Source organism: Sphingorhabdus sp. EL138 (assembly GCF_945890115.1).
Taxonomy (GTDB): domain Bacteria; phylum Pseudomonadota; class Alphaproteobacteria; order Sphingomonadales; family Sphingomonadaceae; genus Sphingorhabdus_B.
Genome location: NZ_CAMDCK010000002.1, coordinates 56378 through 73000 on the forward strand (window position 1 = coordinate 56378; position 16623 = coordinate 73000).

A 16623-nucleotide genomic window follows, 5' to 3' on the forward strand; every position below is an offset into this window, starting at 1 on the left:
GACCAAAGGATGACCAGAATAGCTTTTATCGGATTGGGCGTCATGGGCGGCCCGATGGCACGGCATCTCAAACAGGCGGGGCATGATTTGACGGTGTATAACCGTTCGCGTGCCAAAGCCGAAAAATGGATCGAAGCTTATGGCGGCACGCTTGCCACGTCTCCAGCAGACGCGGCCAAAGAGGCCGAGGTCGTGATTAGCTGTGTCGGCACGGACGATGACCTGTCGGGCGTGACGCTTGGCCGCGACGGGGCGTTCTCGACGATGACCAAGGGCAGCCTGTATATCGACCACACAACGGTTTCCGCGCGGATTGCGCGGCAGCTCGGCGTTGAGGCGAAATCGCGGGGGCTGTTGATCGTCGACGCACCCGTGACCGGCGGGCAGGCGGGTGCAGAAAACGGCACCTTATCCATCATGTGTGGCGGGACGGAAGCTTCTGTTGCGGCAGCATCGCCAATTATCGAAGCTTACTCCAAACGTATCGTCCATGTCGGCGGCCCCGGTACGGGGCAGATCACGAAAATGTGCAATCAAATCGCCTTTGCGGGTATCATCCAGTCTTTATCCGAAGCTATGCGGTTTGCGCAGTCTGCTGAACTGGACGTTGAGAAAGTATATGAGGCCATTTCCGGCGGCGCGGCGCAAAGCTGGCAAATGGATAATCGCTGGGCGACGATGGCTGAGGACAAGTTTGATTTCGGCTTTGCGGTTGATTGGATGCGCAAGGACCTTGGATTAGCATTTGAAGAAGCCCGCGCGGTCGGCGCGACTTTGCCCATCACTGCAATAATTGATCAGTTTTACGCGGATGTACAGCATATGGGCGGGGGCCGGCTAGATACCAGTGCGATTGTGAAAAGATTGCCTAAAGGATGATGAAAACCGCATTATCACTGGCGCTCCGTCTTCAAGCTCCGTCCTCGGTCCAAGCCCCGTTCGTGTCCGACAAGAAATGGCTATTGTTGAAATTATGCGCGATCGCCTTGTTCGCGAGCACCGCCGTTTCGCCAGCTTTCGCCGACGGGCTTGTTGAAAATGTGAACGGCATTACGCTAGACCAAAATGGCAAGGTCATCCGTTTTAACGCCATGCTCGTCGGCAGAGACGGTAAAGTTACGGAACTGCTGACCAAAAAGGATACGCTTCCCAAGATACTCGATTTCCGCTTGGACGGACGCGGCGCGACATTATTGCCCGGTCTGATTGATGCGCATGGCCATGTCATGGGCCTTGGCTTCCAATTGCTGACACTTGACCTGTCCAATACGAACAGCCTGTCCGAGGCACAGGCCGCAATAAAGGCGTATGCCGCAAAATATCCTGAGCGCCGCTGGATCATTGGTCGCGGTTGGAACCAGGAAAAATGGGGCCTTGGCCGCTTTCCGACAGCGCAAGACCTTGATATTGCGGTCAGCGACCGGCCCGTCTGGCTTGAGCGCGTTGATGGCCATGCGGGCTGGGTTAACAGCCGCGCGATGGACATTGCTGGCGTAAATACTGCGTCAAAATCCCCACCAGGTGGGCGTATTGAACTTATCAGCGGAAAACCAAGCGGCATATTTGTTGACGCCGCAGCGGATTTGGTTGGCAATTTTGTGCCCACGCCCAAGCCACTGGAGCGCGACATTGCCTTGGGGGAGGCGCAGAAGAAACTCCATAGCTTAGGTATCACCGCCATTGCCGACATGGGCACATCTATGGACGACTGGCAAAGCTATCGTAGGGCGGGTGATGCTGGCTGGCTGACGGTCAGGATTTTCGCGTATGCAGGCGGCATTGATAATATGGTCGCCATTGCTGGTCCGCGGCCAAGCCCATGGCTGTATAATGACAAGCTCAGGCTTGGCGGGGTAAAGCTGTATCTCGATGGCGCCTTGGGCAGCCGTGGCGCGTGGTTGAAAAAACCTTATGCCGATGCCGCTGGGCAAACGGGTCTCCAATTTCTGGCGAGCGCGGAAATCCGCAACCTCATGGTCCGCGCGTCCATGGACGGCTTCCAAACCGCCATTCACGCCATTGGTGACGCCGCCAATGCAGAGGTCATCAGCGCCATCGAAGAATTGTCCGAAACATATAAGGGTGATCAACGCTGGCGGATTGAGCATGTCCAGATTGTTGACCCAGTCGATCTGCAAAAGCTTGGCAAGCACGGCATTATTTCGTCGATGCAGCCTGTACACCAGACATCTGATCGCTTGATGGCTGAGGCACGACTTGGTCCAGAGCGTCTGAACGGTGCTTATGCGTGGCAGTCAATTGCACGCGCCGGGGGCAAACTCGCTTTTGGTTCCGACGTCCCAGTGGAATCGGCGGATCCCTTTGCTGGCCTTGCCACCGCGATGACGCGCGAAGATGCTCAGGGGCAACCTTTTGGCGGCTGGCGACCGGAAGATCGCGTATCGCGCGAACAGGCACTTGCTGGCTTTACCACGGGCGCGGCCTATGCGGCCTTTGCAGAGGGCAAGTTCGGTTCACTGACCCCGGGACATTATGCGGACTTCATATTGATTGATGTTGACCCTTTGCTTGCAAGCCCTCGCGAATTGCGTAATGCAGTGGTTCAAGAAACATGGGTCGGCGGACGGCCTGTTTATAAAAATGCTGCAGCAAATGCTGCAGGTAAAAATACAAATGGAGAGAGATAATAATGCGCGCATGGACACTGGCTAGCCGCCCATCTGGACTGCCTAATGACAGCAATTTTGCGATTGTTGAACATCCCGATGCCCCCTTGAGTGCGGACGAGTTTCGCGTAACCAATAGCTGGCTGTCCGTTGACCCATATATGCGCGGACGCATGAATGATGCAAAAAGCTATGCGGATCCGTTCATGTTGGGCGAGCCCATGACTGGCGGCGCAGTTGGCACTGTGACCGAGAGCAATAATGCCGAATTTCCTGTGGGCGCAAAGGTGCTGCACATGGCTGGCTGGCGCGACACGGTTGTCTTTGGTGGTGGCCATACGCCTCCTGCCGGAATGCCACCTGTAAAGCTGCCGGATTTAGGCGTGCCGGACCAACATTGGCTTAGCATCATCGGTATGCCCGGCGGCACCGCATGGTTTGGTCTGCTCAAGGTAGCTGAAGCGAAGGCTGGCGAAGTCATCTTTGTCTCTGCGGCGGCAGGTGCTGTAGGTTCAACTGTTACGCAGATTGCCAAGGCGAAGGGTATGAAAGTCATTGGCTCGGCTGGCGGCGCAGACAAATGCGCTTGGGTCAAAGAGATCGGTGCCGATGCCGTAATTGATTATAAATCCGGCAAGGTGCTGCCGCAATTAATGGCGGCGCTGAAGGACATAAACGAGACCGGTATCGATGTGTATTTTGACAATGTTGGCGGCGAACATTTTGATGCGGCGCTTGCGATGTCAAAGGAGTGGGCGCGCTTTGCCATTTGCGGCATGATTGACGTCTATAATGACTTTAAGGCGCAACCGATGCAGTATTTGCCCATGATCATTGGCAAAAGGATTATGATTAAAGGCTTCCTCTACCCTGATTTCTACGCCCAAGTGCCAGAGTTCAATGCGGACATGGCGGTCCTCATTCAATCGGGCGCTGTCAAAGGCCGCGAGACTGTGAAAGACGGCTTAGAAAAAGCGCCGGAAGCTTTCATCGGACTTTTCAGTGGCGAGAACACTGGCAAGATGTTGGTTAAGCTCTAACGTAAAATGCTGCGCAATAATATTTACAACAAAACCGCATAACTGCGGGCTGGGACAGCACGCCTTTCGCCCGGTCGATTATCAAATTGTTGTAATATTGACGCACCCCTAAATTTTAAAAGGGCATAGACCTCTAGAGCGATGACATTCTTCTGCGTACGCGTTAGATTGTCAAATAAGTGTCAAATAGGAGAAATTACATGTTGCGACGTGACAAATCTTTTAGCCGTACATTAAAATTGTCGGCGGCCTGCCTCGCACTTGCCGTGCCCAGCATGGCAATTGCGCAAGAAGCGCCGCAAGGCGAAGACGCTTCCGACGCAGAAATCGTTGTGACGGCGCAGGGCCGTAGCCAACTGCTTTCCGACGTTCCTGTCGCCATTTCCGCCGTAAACGCCGAAACACTGCAAAACAGCGGCGCGAACGACATTCGTCAGCTTAACCAAGTTGCGCCATCTTTGCTCGTGTCTTCAACCGGATCAGAAGCCAATGGCTCGGCCCGTATTCGCGGCATTGGGACCGTGGGCGATAACCCCGGCCTTGAAAGCTCGGTTCCAGTATTCATCGACGGCGTTTACCGTTCGCGTTCGGGCATTGGCCTGAACGAACTCGGCGAGATTGACCGCGTCGAAGTGCAACGTGGCCCCCAAGGCACGCTGGGTGGACGTAACTCGTCGGCTGGCCTCATCAGCATTTATTCGAAAAAGCCAAGCTTTACCTTTGGCGGCACTGGCGAGCTGACATACGGCAATTATGATTTCATGCGCGCCGCGGGCAGCGTCACTGGCCCGATTTCGGAGCAATTGGCATTCCGCGTTGATGGCGTATACGTCAAACGCGACGGTTTCTACCGCGATGACCAAAATGGCCGCGATATCAATAATCGTGATCGTTACTTCTTGCGCGGTCAGCTGCTCTTCGAACCCACAGACGCATTGTCCGTCCGTTTGATTGCCGATTATACGTTCCGTAAGGAAGAATGCTGCGCAGCGACCTATGTTGATCGGACCGTCAATCAGTTTATTGGTGACCTGAACACACCAAGCACGGTTGGCGCGGCATCAACAGCCACGTCCAACAACATCATCAACGTATTGCGCGACTTGGGTCAGCCAATGGCTGCATTCAACCAAGGCTTTGGTCGCAACGTTTCGGTTAGCCCGAACCGCCTATTCAGCGGTGAAACCAAAGATTATGGTTTCTCCGGTCAGGTGGACTATGACTTTGGCGGTGCAACTTTGACCTCGATCACGGCTTACCGCCAGTATCGCTCCGGTCAGGCGTCCGACACCGATTATGGTGAGGTCGACATTCTTTATCGCGCACCGAGCGACGATGCCTATCGTCAGTTCCACACCTTCACGCAGGAACTACGTCTGCAGGGTGAGGCATTGGACGGCAAGCTGGATTGGTTGGTCGGCGGGTTCTTTGCCAATGAAAAGCTGACCGTGCGTGACAATCTGCGCTTCGGTAATCAATATGGCCGCTTTGCAAATTGCCGCGTTGTTTCCGGCGGCGGCTTGGCATTTGCATACAACCCTGCTGCGCAGAGCTGCATCACGCCGTCGTTGCGTCCGACCGTTTCGGGTGCATTGGGCGCTGCGGGGCCACTCATCATTTCCGCATTTGACCGTCTCGACACTATGAACAATGTCGGCACGACCAATGATCGTTACTTCCAGAATGGAACGAACTGGGCGTTGTTCACGCACAACATCGTGCACGTCACCGACACTGTCGATCTGACGCTTGGCCTTCGCTACACGAAGGACAAGAAGAAGTTCGACGCGACCTTCGGTAACGACAACACGATTTGTACAGCAAACCAAGCGGCTTTGGCGTCGCTGTTGACGACTCCAGCTGCTGCAACTGCTGGTGCCGTCATTGGCCTTTCCTGTCAGGGCAACTCGACCGCAGAGCTCAACGGCGTTTCGATCCGTGATGACCGCAATGAAGATCAAATCACCGGAACGGCCATTCTTTCGTGGAAGCCTGTCGATGATCTTCTGCTCTACACGAGCTTTGCACGCGGGTATAAAGCGGGCGGCTTCAACCTTGACCGCTCGGCACTGAAGTCGCCAGTTCCAACCTTTGCCTCGCTTGGCGGCGCACAGGCACTGGTTGGTAGCCTTCAGTTCGATCCCGAACTGGTGGACAGCTATGAACTGGGTGCGAAATTCTCGAACGGTCCATTTGGCCTTAGCGTTTCGGCCTTCCGTTCGGACTTCAGCAGCTTCCAGTTGAATACTTTCAACGGTACTGTGTTCCTCGTTCAGAACGTCAATGGGTGTAACAACCTCGTTGGCGGACCAAATGCGGATACGGATCAGAATCTGTCTGCTGCTGGCACCAACTTCAATGCCGCGCCGAATACGACCGGAAGCTGTGCCAAGGGCGACATCACTTATGGTGTTCGTACGCAAGGTCTTGAGCTTGAAGCATCGCTGACGCCAGCACGTAACTTCCGCATGGCGGCTGGTCTGACGTATGCCAAGACCACCTATCGGGACGATCTGATCGGAACTAAGAACGGCGCACCGCTGGATTCTGCATTGCGCAAATTGCCCGGTGACAATCTGTCGAACGCACCTGAATTCGTTGCCACCTCAAGTGTCACATGGACGCCGGATATTGGCAGCAATGGTATGAGCGGCCTTGTTTACATCGACGGTCGTATGACCAGCGATTACAACACGGGTTCCGACTTGTTCCCGCAGAAGGAGCAGGACGGTTTTGCCGTATTCAACGCGCGTATTGGTCTGCGCGGCGCGGACGAAGCTTGGGGTATTGAGCTTTGGGGCCAGAATATCTTTAATCAAGATTATGCACAGGTTGCCTTCAACTCGCCATTCCAGGCGGGTCAAAGTTCAGCACCATTTGTGGATTCGCAATATCCCGGTGGTCGCCAGATCTTCTCGCAGTTCCTTGCTGAACCGCGGACCTATGGCATCACATTGCGCGGCAAGTTCTAAGAACTTCGCTCACTTAAATGAAAAAGGGCTCGCAGCGATGCGGGCCCTTTTTTGTTGGATGAAGAGACGGTGGGACCGAGTTGCAGGCAATCAGAGCAAATAGCTTCTGCACGCAGCCTTCGTCATCCTGAACTTGTTTCAGGATAACAGGCAACAGTGATGCTTTATCCTGGAGCCGGATGCTGGCAGAGCCAAAGCAAGTTCAGGATGACGATAAAAATATCATATTGAAAAAACGCGCTTAATCGCGCCGTATGCGGTGCAGCTTAACTGCTAAAACCCACGCTCAAGAAGCCCGGCATCGGCCCATTCCAGCCATCATCGCCCGACGTCGCAGCACCGGTAGACTGCTCTGGCTTAGCGACTTCAGCCTTAGGCGCCGCTTTCTCACGTGCTGGCTTGGCTGCCGCTTTCTCGCGCACTGGCTCTGGCACTTCGGCCGCTGCCTCAGGCGTGTCAGACCGCGCTTCCTTGGCCTTAGCCGAGGGTGTTCGGCGCCCCCGCTTTGCCGGCGCACGTTCTTCACCTTCGGCGGGTGCTTCGATTTTGCCAAAACGCTCGATCTTATTACCGATCAGCTTTTCAATGCTTTCAATCGCTTCTTCGTCGGCCTTTGTGACAAATGTAAATGCCTTGCCCTTGGCGCCAGCACGGCCGGTACGACCAATGCGGTGGACATAGTCATCGGGATGCCATGGCGCGTCAAAGTTAAACACATGGCTGACGCCCTTTACATCAAGCCCGCGCGCCGCGACATCGGATGCCACGAGCAGATCAATGTCGCCATTCTTAAACGCTTCCAATTGCTTCTGGCGCGACGCTTGGTCGATGTCACCATGGATTTCGCCGGAACGAAAGCCGTGGCGTTGAAGGCTGGTGTTTAATTCGCGCACCGTCGTCTTACGGTTGCAGAAGATGATCGCGTTCGACACGGTTTCCGTGCGCAGAAGGTCGCGCAAAACATCGCGCTTTTTCATCTGGGTTACGTTGACCAAAAACTGTTCGATGTTGACGTTGGCGGTCGCGGGACGGGCAACTTCAATATATTTGGGATTGGACAAAAACTTGTCCGCCAGCTTCTTGATAGGCGGCGGCATCGTTGCCGAAAACAACAATGTCTGGCGCGTTGCTGGCAATTTTGTGCAGATATGTTCAATATCGGGAATAAAGCCCATATCGAGCATGCGGTCCGCCTCGTCGATAACGAGCATTTCGCAGCCAGTCAGCAAAATCTTGCCGCGCTCAAACAGGTCCATCAACCGGCCAGGAGTAGCAATCAACACGTCAACGCCCTTTTCAAGCGCCTTGACCTGATCCCCCATTTGCACGCCACCAATCAGAAGCGCCATCGACAGCTTATGATATTTGCCGTATTTTTCAAAATTCTCCGCAACTTGCGCAGCCAGTTCGCGTGTTGGCTCCAATATTAAGCTGCGGGGCATCCGCGCGCGCGCGCGGCCATTGGCGAGCACGTCAATCATCGGGAGAACGAAACTTGCCGTCTTGCCCGTCCCTGTTTGGGCGATGGCGATGATGTCGCGCATCATTTGGACTTGCGGAATAGCTGCAGCCTGAATTGGGGTCGGCGTGTCATAGCCAGCCTCGCTCAAGGCTCTCAACAACTCGTCAGACAGGCCGATATCGGCAAAACGCATATGATGTTCCGGAAAAAAATGGCGCAGCGCCAACAGAAACAAATTCATGGAGACGCGCGTGGGCATTGGTCGCTACCACAACAAATGTCAAGATACATGCCCGATCAAACGGGCGCTAGCGCGGGATCAGCAACCTGAATTTGTCGATATCGCATTTGGCGCCAGTGCGGGCATGCAAAAGATCGCGATTGACGCATAATTTGCCGTCATATGACCGTTCCATATAGGCGCCGGCGTAAAATTCGCGGGCGAGGCAGCCGTCCCCTAGATACGCACGAATGAGAATGCCGTCCCGCGTCACCAAATCCAGACTGCGGTCAGGACCAGGCCGCGAACCACCAAGCCTGTTGACCAACAGGCATTTGCCAATCTTTTTTTCCTTATACCGGATCTTGCCAACGGACTGTCGTTGCGCGCCCACCGCTGCCGGAACTGAATCCGAGGCAGGAAATCTAACAATGACACGTTGGTCAATACGCACCTGGTGAAAGTCAGTCTTTAACCCCAAAAAGGGCATGAACGGACGATCAATCGCAGCAACGCTAAAGTGCGCCAAAGCCGTATGCGACAATGTTGTGCCTGCGACCGCAAAAAGGATGATTACCAATAGTGCGCGCAAGAAACATTCCGGTATGAAGTTGAAGTTCGGATCGCTTTACCCGATAAGGTTGAACCTATCATGAATTGCGAGCCAAGGCCGTTGCGGACAATGGAAAATACTGTGCCAGATGTAAAGATTTTATCCGAATTTCGCGCCATATTGGGACCGAAGGGCTATTCGGACGAAACCGACGTGATTGCCCCTTGGCTGACCGACTGGCGCGGCCGATTTACAGGAGCCGCGCCTGCCCTGCTTTCGCCTGCCAATACGCACGAAGTTGCAGCCGTGGTGAAGCTCGCGGCCAAGCATAGGATTTCGCTTGTTCCGCAAGGCGGCAATAGCGGGATGGTCGCTGGCGCAACGCCGGATAAGAGCGGTCAGCAAATAATCCTGTCTTTGCGGCGCATGAACAACATAAACGTGATGGACGCGGAAGATGGGCTGATATGCTGTGATGCAGGGGTTATTCTGCAGAATTTGCATGAGGCAACAGCGGCGGTTGGACGCCGTTTTCCGCTGACCTTGGGTGGAAAGGGATCTGCCACCGTCGGCGGGTTGATTTCAACAAATGCTGGCGGAACGCAAGTACTCCGCCATGGCACGATGCGGATGCTGGTGGCCGGCCTTGAGGCGGTCTTGCCCGATGGATCCATCTACGACGCTATGGCACCGTTGAAAAAAGACAATCGTGGTTATGATCTCAAACAACTGCTGATCGGCGCAGAAGGGACGATTGGCATCGTCACCAAGGCCGTCTTGCATACGGTCCCAGCCCTGATAGATCGCTGCGTCGTGTGGGCCGGTGTTGACAGCCCCGCCCAAGCATATGGCTTGCTGTTGTTTATGCAACGGCATGGGCGGGAACGCTTGGAAGGGTTTGAAATTCTGCCGCAACGCGCGCTGAATGCCGTGACGACACACATCGCCGGAACCCGGCCACCGCTCGACACCGCGCATCGCTGGCACGCGCTGATGGAATTTGTGCAGGATGATCCAGGCCAGATGCCCCCCGGCGAGCTGGCCACGCACCTTTTGGAAAAGGCTATGCATGAAAATCTGCTTGGCAACGCGACCATTGCGAGCAGCGACGCGCAAGCCGAAGCATTCTGGAAAATTCGCGATTCGATTGCAGAGGCTGAGCGCGCGGCGGGGCCTGCGCTTCAACATGATATCAGCGTCCCTGTGTCGGCGATGGCGCGCTTCATTGAGGATGAATCCCCTGTGATTGAAAGCAGCTATCCCGGTACCAAAACGCTTGCCTTTGGGCATTTGGGCGACGGCAACATCCATTTTCATGTTAAGGCACCGGATGGCGTCGATGTCGCCTCTTGGTACGCAGGCGATGGCAAAGCGATCACGTCGCATGTCTACGACCGTGTGCGCGCTTATGGCGGGTCGCTTTCCGCAGAACATGGCATTGGACAGGCCAAAATTGACGAGTTCGAACGCCTGGCGGAACCAGCGCGGCTTGCCGCATTGCGAGCCATCAAAAATGCGCTCGATCCGCTGGGAATTATGAACCCCGGCAAGCTTGTTCCGCTTGCGTAAACAAGGCGATCCGCTTAAACGGCGCCTTCAAAATTTCTTTAATATAATTCAACGATGGAGTTATCTATGGCCACCGCGCCCCAAGCCGCCAACCTCCCGCTTTTGTACAACGACCTATTGCCGTTGAGCAGCAACGATCATGCGACGTGGAAGTCGCGCATGCTCGAAAACGCTAAATTTCTTGAGGGCCAACATGCCATTCCGTTGACGATCGAAGAATTTGTGCCGGCGTCGCGCACCTATCCAATCATCTTCTCCGCATCAGACAATCCCGTACCGCTCGTCCTGATGGGCATGAATGAGGGCGTGAACACCTTCATGAATGACGAAGGGCATTTTGAACGACCCGTTTACATCCCTGCCTATGTCCGCCGCTATCCCTTCCTGCTGGCGAAACTGCGTCCGGACACTGACGAGCTGTCATTGTGCTTTGACCCAACGTCCGGTGCGGTTGGCGAATTTGAAGAAGGGCTGCCTTTGTTTGAAGACGGCAAGCCAAGCGAGAACACAAACGCGATTTTGAAGTTCTGCGAAGACTTTGAAAATGCTGGCGCGCAAACGCACGCTTTTGTTGAGGAAATCCGGAAGCTCGATCTTCTCATGGATGGCGAAGTGTCTATTCAACAAGAAGGTCAGGCGCAGCCCTTTATCTATCGTGGCTTTAAGATGGTCGATGAAAACAAATTGCGCGAGCTTCGTGGCGATACAGTTCGCAAGTTGAATCAAAACGGTATTCTTGCGCTGATCCATGCACATTTATTCTCTTTGCAATTAATGCGGGAAATCTTTGCAGTTCAGGTCGCACAGGGTAAGGTACCGCAAGTGACGGAACTGCCTTCGGCCTAAGCCGACCTAATGCTTCATGCCGTCACGCCACCTATTGGGGGGAAGTGACGGCAGGGCGAACCGTACATATTCTTTTCTACATTCTATGGCGCTGACGCGGTTGCAGCGAAGGTTAACGCACAATTCCTCGCAACCATCGGGCGGCTGGTCGGCAAACTGTCGTTGTGTTTGCCTCGAGTCTTGAAACCGTAATGCCAACACCCCATCCTTAGGTATGGACGGAATCATCCCCTCCCGTTTCCGTCCACCGATGTCTGTGAGGGCATCAACTCCCTGAACCTAGGCCACCCCGGAACGATCCGGGGTGGTTTTTTTCATCATTCCGCAGCAATTAGGGTAGCGGAACCCAAGGCTTCGTCTGCAAGCGCCGACACCAAAGCAGCAACCATGCTGTTCATGCGGTCAAAACCAGCCCCAGGATGGCGCAAATCGGGGTCGAGATACAAAGAACGGTCGACTTCCAGTTGAAGGGCATGGATGTTTGCACGTGGCCGCGCATGGCGGCGGAGAATAAACGCGCCAGCATAAGGATGGTTAAGCGCGGCACTAAACCCATGGACTTGCAACCGCGCCATTAACAACTCGGCATATCGCGACGCTGCACTTTTGCCGAAACGGTCACCAATGACAAATTGAGGTGCGGGTCCAGAAGTTGCGCCACGGATCGGCGGCATGCTGTGAAGATCAAGCAATATGGCTACACCAAACCGCTGCCGCATGTGTTCGAGCACATCGGCGACAGCTTCGTGATAAGGTCGGTGGAACGACAATATGCGGTGCTGCACATCATCCAAGGTAAATTGCCGTTTCCACAACTCACCCTCGCCCGACAATCTTCGGGGAATCAGGCCAAGACCGCCGCGTTGTTTCACCCCTGGCGGCGGATAATCACTGCGCAGCGCCCCTTGCACCATTTCTGCGTCAATATCCTGCTCGTCGCGGTTCAAATCAATCCACGCCCGCGCACGGTGCGCCATAATGACAGGATAGCCCAACGCGACACAGCGCCGCGTCAAAACGTCGGCATATCTGTCCTCAAGCCGCATTAGGACGGCAGGCGGTAGCCTTAATGCATCCAACAGCGCCGATGGATAATCACGCCCGGCATGCGGCACGGACAGTAGCACAGGCACAGAGGGTATTTCCGTGCCCCATATTGCGAATCCATCTATATCCGGTGATGCCATGCTTCCCCTTAACTAACCTTGGACATAATTGGCAGATACTCAGCAAAATGGGGGAGAAATAAAAAGGTGCACAGGCCAAGCGCCAACTTCCCGTCCAAGCCCTTCCATCTCAAGGGTCTTGTTCTCGAAGTCGAATGCTTGTTTGCAAAGGAAAATTTCGGTGAACTGAAATAGGCTTGAATGATAGGGCAAGCCCAGCTAGAGGCTGCCGCAGAGTGGGCGTATAGCTCAGTGGTAGAGCACTGTGTTGACATCGCAGGGGTCGCAAGTTCAATCCTTGCTACGCCCACCATGTTTTCCTTTGCGATGTCTGTATTCATTCATGCGCGTGCTAAAGTTTCACCGCGACAATAGCTGCGGCTTAACGTCGGCTTGGCGGCGTTCCGGTCCAGTTTTTGTATGCGCGGGTAAATGCGCTTAGGTCACCATAACCCAGCAGCAGTGCGATCTCGCCCAAGGAGCGCGTGCCTTCTATGAAGTACAGCCTGCACAAGTCCTTGCGCACCAAATCAAGCAAGTCGCGGAACGACATGCCTTCATCGACCAATTTACGCCGCAATGTCCGTTCGCTCATGCCAAAGGATGCGGCCATTCGGTCCAATGTCGGCGGTGACTTGTCTAACTCACTTGTGAGATAGAAATAGCTGAAGGCCAATTGGGTTTTGCCTGCAAACATCCACTTGGCCGGAAGCGCATAGCGATCAGATTCTGCATCAAGCAGCGCCTGATTAGCGAACGGCGACGGACGAAATACCTGACGCCCTGCGATTTCGAGGCGCGTTTGCGGCATTCCGAATTCTACCGGACATCCAAAAGCCGCGTCGTAAACGGCCCTGCCAAATTGGGGCTGATGCTGAAAATGGACAGCCTGCAGCACAGGTGGTTCGTTCAGCAACTGCCGTGACAAACGCGCGAAGTTCATTACGGAAAGCTCGACAAAACTGGCGTAGCTCTGCACAAGGCCGGGTGGGTAATCCCATGTAAAAAACGGTGGTTTGCCATCCGCGTGGAAGGTCGTCCGCACCATATTCTGCCGCAGTGGTTGAATACGCACATTCGCCCGAATCACTGAGGCAAGATCAAGCTCGAGACGTGTGACATAGCCAAAGTCGGAAAAGTTCTGCATCGCAGCCTTGTCGCCAAGCCGCAGGTGCACCGCTGGATCGTTAAAATAGGTCTGCAATGTTTTTAAAAGACGCAACGCCACTTGCGCGGAAATCCGGCTTAAGGGATTGCGTAGCCTTGTTTCATCAAGGCCCATAGCAAAGATAAGCTCGCGCTTGTTCGCCCCCTCTGCAACTGCGGCACGCAATATCCAGGCGGCAAGACTTGCCGACATTGTGTCGGGCGGGATAGCTTTTCCATTCTGCAGCAGATTGTCGATCCAGTTATAAATCGGATGTCTCCCGTTGGCGATGTCACAAGGTTCAACACGCAACGCATTCCGACGCAAGCCAGTTTTCGTCCGCGGCTTGCGGCATTGATTTTCCATCGCTAAGCCCGAGGCATGAATCTAGCATCCCTTCTCGCCCAATTTTCGACCGGCGCCAATACGCACACAATCTCCATTCCGCCAAGTTGGCATCAGGGGCGCACCTGCTATGGCGGCCTGAGCTCCGTTCTGGCCTATCAGGCGGCCAAGCTGGCAGCGGACGACCTTCCGCCCCTACAATCGGCCCAGATTGCTTTTATCGGGCCTCTGGCGGGCGAAGTAGAAATCAACGCACATATCCTGCGGCGTGGTAAGAACACCGCTTTCGTTCAGGCCGAAATATCTGGCGCAGATGGCGTTGGCCTGACATGCAATTTCATTTTCATGAACCGCAGGCAAAGCCATTTGGATTATGTGCATATCCCGGCTCCGAACTTGCCACTTATTCCAACCGACGATGTTGTGCGCAGCGGCCCGCCAGAGTTTTTCACTGGGCATATGCAATATCCAGACAAAAGGCTGGATCTGGGCATGGCGACCAATCGGCTGGCAAGCTGGCATCGGCTGACCGAGCATCAAGGGCTGGACCATATTGCCGAACTTATCTGTATCGGGGACGCCCTGCCGCCGTCGGCCATGGGACTGATGACCGAAAAGGGCATGGTGAGCTCCATGAACTGGCAGATCAATATGCTAACCGACGCGCCAACCACCGAAAATGGCTGGTGGTATTTATCGAGCGAAACCCACCACGCCGCCAACGGCGCAAGCAGCCAGTATATGACGGTCTGGAACAGCAGCGGCGAAGCGGTGCTAATGGGTATGCAATCGGTCGCGATTTTCGCTTAAACAGCCGGCTTTGTCCGGGCAAAGCGCATGGCAAGCATGACGAGACCAATAACGATAAAATTATCGACGAAGGTTTTGTAGAACAGCCAATTGTCGGTGGTCAGCAACTTTGCAGCGCCATAATTCAACGCCGCCATGATAAGACCGATGACGCCCATGACTATGGCAAAGCGGCCCGCGTTGATATCCGAATATGGCATGTAACGCGCCAAGCCTTTGCCGATATACGGCCCGCCTCGCGCACCATCGATGATGAAGAAGCTGGCCGCAATCAGGCCCGTAATCGTCCCGCGTTGCTTGATCCATTCGTCATCATTGAACCACAATGCCAACCCAGCCGATATGCAAAGCATGACGATGCCAAACAAAGCGAGGCCGCCCGTGAGGTCTATTTTTGTGATGCGTTGGAACGTCACAAGGCCAAAACCGACAGCAACACCAACCAAGGCGGCCGTCTGTAAATCGGTCATTTTGGCTATGACGTAGAATAACAGGCCCGTGGCCACATCAATGGCAAAAGGCAGGCGGTTGTGCCGTGCAAATACGCCGCCATGCGTGTCTTGTGCGCTTTGTAAGCTCATAGCTTAGCCCAAAGCCGCCTGTTTTTCTTCGGCGAGGCGGTCAAGCTCGGCGCGGCTTTTCTTCTCGCTGGAAGATTTCAATTGCCCACATGCCGCCATGATATCGCGGCCACGTGGTGTGCGGATCGGCGCGCTAATGCCAGCTTCAAAAATGATGCTGGAAAAACGCTTAATCCGTTCGGGGTCAGAACATGCATAGTCTGCGCCGGGCCATGGATTGAAGGGGATCAAATTGACCTTGGCGGGCAGTTTATACTGCCGGATGAGGCTGACGAGCTGGCGGGCGTCTTCGTCGCTGTCATTCTTGTCCTTCAACATCACATATTCAAACGTAATCCGCCGCGCGTTGCTGATACCGGGATATTCGGCGCAAGCGCGGAGCAATTCATCTATGCCATATTTGCGGTTCAAGGGTACCAGTTCGTCACGCACCTCTTTGGTGACTCCATGCAGCGATACCGCCAGGTTGACGTTAATTTCCTCGCCTGCGCGCGCCATCATGGGCACAACACCGGACGTAGACAGCGTGATGCGGCGACGCGAGAGTCCAAGACCATCACCATGCATGACAATCTTCATCGCGTCGCGGACATTGTCGAAGTTATACAGCGGCTCACCCATGCCCATCAGGACAATGTTGGTCAGCATGCGGCCATCGGCGGTGTAATGGCCGACATCGTCGTCGTCATCTTCCTCCGCCGATGCAAAGGCCATATTGCCCTTTGGCCATTCGCCCAACGCATCGCGTGCCAGCATAACCTGACCGACGATTTCGCCAGGCGTCAGATTGCGCACCAACCGCATCGTGCCCGTATGGCAGAATCGGCAATTCAGCGTGCAACCGACTTGACTTGAAATGCATAAAGTTCCGCGATCGGCATCGGGGATGAAAACCATTTCATAATCCTGCGCATCGTCCGTGCGCAAAAGCCATTTGCGCGTGCCGTCGGTTGACACCTGCGCCTCGACAATTTCGGGGCGGCCAATGACAAAGCGATCGGCAAGCCAAGGCCGCATCGTTTTTGCGATGTCCGTCATCGCCTCAAAATCGGTGACGCCGCGATGGTAAATCCAATGGAACACCTGCTTGGAACGCAGCTTCGCCGCTTTTTCGTCCAACTGCGATTCTTCAAATAGCTGCCGAATTTGGAGATGGCTCAACCCCATAAGGTCAATACGTCCATCACTGCGCGGCGTAATGGCGCGCGGGGTGACTATAGGGTCGATATGGCCGGGAATTTGCATGATAGCCGCGCCTATAATTATGTTGTCCGCGAAAAGCCAG

13 protein-coding genes and 1 tRNA gene are annotated in these 16623 nt (G+C 54.6%); 8 read left to right on the forward strand and 6 right to left on the reverse strand.

Features of this window, described 5'->3' with window-relative positions; translation table 11 throughout:
* Positions 1–9: 9 nt before the first annotated feature.
* From Q0O07_RS01440 to Q0O07_RS01455, 4 genes are all read left to right on the forward strand, one after another.
* The gene (locus Q0O07_RS01440) at positions 10–879 is read left to right on the forward strand and encodes an NAD(P)-dependent oxidoreductase (RefSeq protein ID WP_295489457.1); all 870 of its coding nucleotides are present in this window, start codon (positions 10–12) and stop codon (positions 877–879) included.
* On the forward strand, positions 876–2648 hold the full coding sequence (locus tag Q0O07_RS01445; protein ID WP_295489460.1) for an amidohydrolase: 1773 nt from the start codon (positions 876–878) through the stop codon (positions 2646–2648). The genes Q0O07_RS01440 and Q0O07_RS01445 overlap by 4 nt, the downstream gene beginning before the upstream one ends.
* A 2-nt stretch (positions 2649–2650) precedes the next feature.
* The gene (locus tag Q0O07_RS01450) at positions 2651–3667 is read left to right on the forward strand and encodes an NADP-dependent oxidoreductase (RefSeq protein WP_295489462.1); all 1017 of its coding nucleotides are present in this window, start codon (positions 2651–2653) and stop codon (positions 3665–3667) included.
* 200 nt (positions 3668–3867) lie between these two features.
* The gene (locus Q0O07_RS01455) at positions 3868–6639 is read left to right on the forward strand and encodes a TonB-dependent receptor (RefSeq protein ID WP_295489465.1); all 2772 of its coding nucleotides are present in this window, start codon (positions 3868–3870) and stop codon (positions 6637–6639) included.
* Positions 6640–6905: 266 nt separating this feature from the next.
* On the opposite strand, the gene Q0O07_RS01460 is transcribed toward Q0O07_RS01455, so the two are convergent.
* Both Q0O07_RS01460 and Q0O07_RS01465 read right to left on the reverse strand, forming a co-directional pair.
* Positions 6906–8294 (reverse strand): DEAD/DEAH box helicase, encoded by a 1389-nt coding sequence (locus Q0O07_RS01460; RefSeq protein WP_295489650.1) that lies wholly within the window; start codon positions 8292–8294, stop codon positions 6906–6908.
* Positions 8295–8409: 115 nt separating this feature from the next.
* On the reverse strand, positions 8410–8913 hold the full coding sequence (locus Q0O07_RS01465; RefSeq protein ID WP_295489468.1) for a hypothetical protein: 504 nt from the start codon (positions 8911–8913) through the stop codon (positions 8410–8412).
* A 90-nt stretch (positions 8914–9003) separates the two neighbouring features.
* On the opposite strand from Q0O07_RS01465, the gene Q0O07_RS01470 reads away from it, so the two are divergent.
* Together Q0O07_RS01470 and Q0O07_RS01475 are read left to right on the forward strand one after the other, a co-directional pair.
* Positions 9004–10443 (forward strand): FAD-binding oxidoreductase, encoded by a 1440-nt coding sequence (locus Q0O07_RS01470; RefSeq protein WP_295489470.1) that lies wholly within the window; start codon positions 9004–9006, stop codon positions 10441–10443.
* Between the two features lie 66 nt (positions 10444–10509).
* Positions 10510–11289, forward strand: a complete 780-nt coding sequence (locus Q0O07_RS01475) for a SapC family protein (protein ID WP_295489473.1) — start codon at positions 10510–10512, stop codon at positions 11287–11289.
* 317 nt (positions 11290–11606) lie between these two features.
* Here Q0O07_RS01475 and Q0O07_RS01480 read toward each other — a convergent pair whose 3' ends face one another.
* On the reverse strand, positions 11607–12476 hold the full coding sequence (locus Q0O07_RS01480) for an N-formylglutamate amidohydrolase (protein WP_295489476.1): 870 nt from the start codon (positions 12474–12476) through the stop codon (positions 11607–11609).
* A 217-nt stretch (positions 12477–12693) separates the two neighbouring features.
* Here Q0O07_RS01480 and Q0O07_RS01485 point away from each other — a divergent pair.
* Positions 12694–12768, forward strand: a tRNA-Val gene (locus tag Q0O07_RS01485).
* A 69-nt stretch (positions 12769–12837) separates the two neighbouring features.
* Here Q0O07_RS01485 and Q0O07_RS01490 read toward each other — a convergent pair.
* Positions 12838–13929 carry an AraC family transcriptional regulator gene (locus Q0O07_RS01490; RefSeq protein WP_295489478.1) on the reverse strand — a complete coding sequence of 364 codons (1092 nt, stop codon included), beginning with the start codon at positions 13927–13929 and terminating at the stop codon, positions 12838–12840.
* Between the two features lie 54 nt (positions 13930–13983).
* Here Q0O07_RS01490 and Q0O07_RS01495 point away from each other — a divergent pair, with 54 nt between their 5' ends.
* Positions 13984–14757 carry a thioesterase family protein gene (locus tag Q0O07_RS01495; protein WP_295489480.1) on the forward strand — a complete coding sequence of 258 codons (774 nt, stop codon included), beginning with the start codon at positions 13984–13986 and terminating at the stop codon, positions 14755–14757.
* Here Q0O07_RS01495 and Q0O07_RS01500 read toward each other — a convergent pair.
* Positions 14754–15338 carry a septation protein IspZ gene (locus Q0O07_RS01500; RefSeq protein WP_295489482.1) on the reverse strand — a complete coding sequence of 195 codons (585 nt, stop codon included), beginning with the start codon at positions 15336–15338 and terminating at the stop codon, positions 14754–14756. The genes Q0O07_RS01495 and Q0O07_RS01500 overlap by 4 nt on opposite strands.
* Positions 15339–15341: 3 nt before the next feature.
* The gene (gene rlmN, locus Q0O07_RS01505; protein ID WP_295489485.1) at positions 15342–16583 is read right to left on the reverse strand and encodes a 23S rRNA (adenine(2503)-C(2))-methyltransferase RlmN; all 1242 of its coding nucleotides are present in this window, start codon (positions 16581–16583) and stop codon (positions 15342–15344) included.
* Positions 16584–16623 lie beyond the last annotated feature (40 nt).

Coding starts and splice junctions, on each gene's coding strand:
- Q0O07_RS01450 (WP_295489462.1), top strand. CDS start 2,651: ATGCGCGCATGGACACTGGCTAGCCGCCCATCTGGACTGCCTAATGAC.
- Q0O07_RS01440 (WP_295489457.1), top strand. CDS start 10: ATGACCAGAATAGCTTTTATCGGATTGGGCGTCATGGGCGGCCCGATG.
- Q0O07_RS01460 (WP_295489650.1), bottom strand. CDS start 8,294: ATGCGTTTTGCCGATATCGGCCTGTCTGACGAGTTGTTGAGAGCCTTG.
- Q0O07_RS01445 (WP_295489460.1), top strand. CDS start 876: ATGATGAAAACCGCATTATCACTGGCGCTCCGTCTTCAAGCTCCGTCC.
- Q0O07_RS01500 (WP_295489482.1), bottom strand. CDS start 15,338: ATGAGCTTACAAAGCGCACAAGACACGCATGGCGGCGTATTTGCACGG.
- rlmN (WP_295489485.1), bottom strand. CDS start 16,583: ATGCAAATTCCCGGCCATATCGACCCTATAGTCACCCCGCGCGCCATT.
- Q0O07_RS01480 (WP_295489476.1), bottom strand. CDS start 12,476: ATGGCATCACCGGATATAGATGGATTCGCAATATGGGGCACGGAAATA.
- Q0O07_RS01470 (WP_295489470.1), top strand. CDS start 9,004: ATGGAAAATACTGTGCCAGATGTAAAGATTTTATCCGAATTTCGCGCC.
- Q0O07_RS01495 (WP_295489480.1), top strand. CDS start 13,984: ATGAATCTAGCATCCCTTCTCGCCCAATTTTCGACCGGCGCCAATACG.
- Q0O07_RS01475 (WP_295489473.1), top strand. CDS start 10,510: ATGGCCACCGCGCCCCAAGCCGCCAACCTCCCGCTTTTGTACAACGAC.
- Q0O07_RS01455 (WP_295489465.1), top strand. CDS start 3,868: ATGTTGCGACGTGACAAATCTTTTAGCCGTACATTAAAATTGTCGGCG.